The sequence below is a fragment of the Winogradskyella vidalii genome (assembly GCF_013403955.1).
In the GTDB taxonomy this organism is placed as follows: domain Bacteria; phylum Bacteroidota; class Bacteroidia; order Flavobacteriales; family Flavobacteriaceae; genus Winogradskyella; species Winogradskyella vidalii.
In genome coordinates this window covers 1-2121 of sequence record NZ_JABFDG010000033.1, presented here as the reverse complement: position 1 = coordinate 2121, position 2121 = coordinate 1, and the positions used below count along the sequence as shown (strand labels likewise).

General features: G+C 30.9%; 3 protein-coding genes. 2 read left to right on the top strand and 1 reads right to left on the bottom strand.

Features of this window, described 5'->3' with window-relative positions:
- Positions 1–148 precede the first annotated feature (148 nt).
- Together HM982_RS18330 and HM982_RS18325 are read left to right on the top strand one after the other, a co-directional pair.
- A complete protein-coding gene (locus HM982_RS18330) occupies positions 149–937 on the top strand; it encodes a hypothetical protein (protein ID WP_179354768.1) in 789 nt (262 codons plus the stop codon).
- Between the two features lie 158 nt (positions 938–1095).
- Positions 1096–1680, top strand: a complete 585-nt coding sequence (locus HM982_RS18325) for a hypothetical protein (RefSeq protein ID WP_179354767.1) — start codon at positions 1096–1098, stop codon at positions 1678–1680.
- A gap of 51 nt (positions 1681–1731) precedes the next feature.
- Here HM982_RS18325 and HM982_RS18320 read toward each other — a convergent pair.
- Positions 1732–2121 (bottom strand): transposase (locus tag HM982_RS18320; protein ID WP_179354731.1); only part of this gene is annotated, 390 nt, incomplete at its 5' end.

Below are 2121 nucleotides of genomic sequence, written 5' to 3'. Positions count from 1 at the left end.
TAACATTGCCTATAGTTCATTGCGTCCGAATTTTCCTCTGGAAAATTCATTCGCTTTTGCTATCTTTAGTCCTGCAACCCGAAATACGCTGACTATCGTTTCGCAACGAAACCATAGCCGTAGCGTTGGGCACAATTAAAACAATACTATGATAAAAGACTTTCTAATTTCATTTCGTGATAATTTTAAGGAAAAAACACGAAATCCTTTTTTAGGAACATATTTGATAGTTTGGATAATTAGAAACTGGGATTTAATATATACCCTTTTCAATTTTGATTCTGAATATAAACTCGCGAATAAAATTGCATACATAAAATCCTATTACTCAGAAAACGGATTTATAGAGAATCTATTCACCTCTATCCTATGGGCTTTCGGACTTTTAATATTAACATATATACTTTTAGCGATTTCAAGGTTTATCACAAATTATTCTGAAAAACGTATTACGCCTTGGATTTATAAAATTACGGATAGTAAGTCAATCGTTTTGAAAGAAACTTATGAAAAACTTCGTAATGAAAACAGTCGAATTGAAACTAAACTAGAAAGTGAGCGAGAAATAAAAAAAAGACTAATGATAGAAATTTCGGAATTAGAAAATGAAATTGATAATTTGAAAATGAATAATTCAAATATAGAAAATGAATTGCCCGACTTTGACGTTGACAAAATTAGCTTGGATAACGAAGTTGAAGTACTCTTAAATAAAATCAAAAGAAAAAAGCTAATCGATAAATTTATCACAACAATAAATAGAATTGGAGAAAAAGAACACGGTTGGATTGATAATGCATATTGGAATGAATCAACAGAATACTTTATTAAATTAGGGCTATTTTCTACCGGACAAAAAGGCGATAGCTATTCTGAATTAGAGTTAACTGAAGTAGGTTCAAAAGTTTTAAGAAGAGCTAGGCTAGAAATAGAATAACTGTGCCCAACACCGCGTATATTTAATTGCTTCTTTCTTGCCTACTTGCGAATATTCCTTCGGAATATTCACGGGTTCGTAAAAGTTTGCTAAATTAGTTGCTAAACCACGCAACTAAACATACACAAACACGTTGTGTGTCATTTGAGAAAAACCATATGAAAAAATTGACTTTAATATTTATTCTGATTTTATCTGTTGGTTGTTCCTCAAAAACAAAAACCGAAAAAGCAATTACTGAAAAAGAATCGGAATTAAAACCACCATTTAAAAATCAAGGAGAACAAGAGGATTTTTGGGCGCAGGAGTTTTTTAAAGATGAGTATGAAAAACAAATTCATAAAACATTTAATGGGAAAATTGAAATCATAAATGAATATGAGTCTTTGGACGACAATGGTAATTTCATTACAAATGCGAATGAAATTAGTTTTGGAAACAGAGTGGTTGAAATAAACCTAAATGACAATAAATTACGCTCGATTTTCGAAAAAGGAATTGTATATCCAGATTTGATAAGCGAAAAATATTTCAAAATTTGGGATTTGGAAGAATTGACTTTTTTAAACAAATCACCAAAAATTAAAAAGTTTCGAATGTTTGTCAATATGCCTGAACGAATTTATCCGCAGATAATTCTATTGGAATTAAAAAATGAATCAGCCGACAATCAGACATCGATGAGTGAATTCATTGAAAATGCTAAACTGACTTTTATAAAGGAAGCTTGGTTAATGGTGTAAAAAAAACGAACACACAACAAAGTACTGTGGTAAAAAACAAGTAAAAATGCACTAATTTTTCACTAAAGTACTTCTATATGTATCATCATATATTAAACCTGATTTTGCTATAGCAAAAGCCTGTTTTAATAGTTTATTACACACCGCTATCAATGCCAATTTTTTACTCTTTCCTTTTGCTACTATTCTCTCATAAATATCACGACATGCTTTATTGTATTTACAAGCATTAAAGCTGCACATAAATAACAGATTACGTAGTTTCTGATTTCCTATTTTACTGATACGAGGCCGTCCATTTACACTACTCCCACTCTTTCTAACTACAGGGGTTAATCCAGCATAACTACACAATTCGCTACCGCTTTTAAAACGATCAAATCCATCGGTTAAAACCAATAGCATTACTGCGGTTTTATTTCCTATACCTGGAATAGTTTT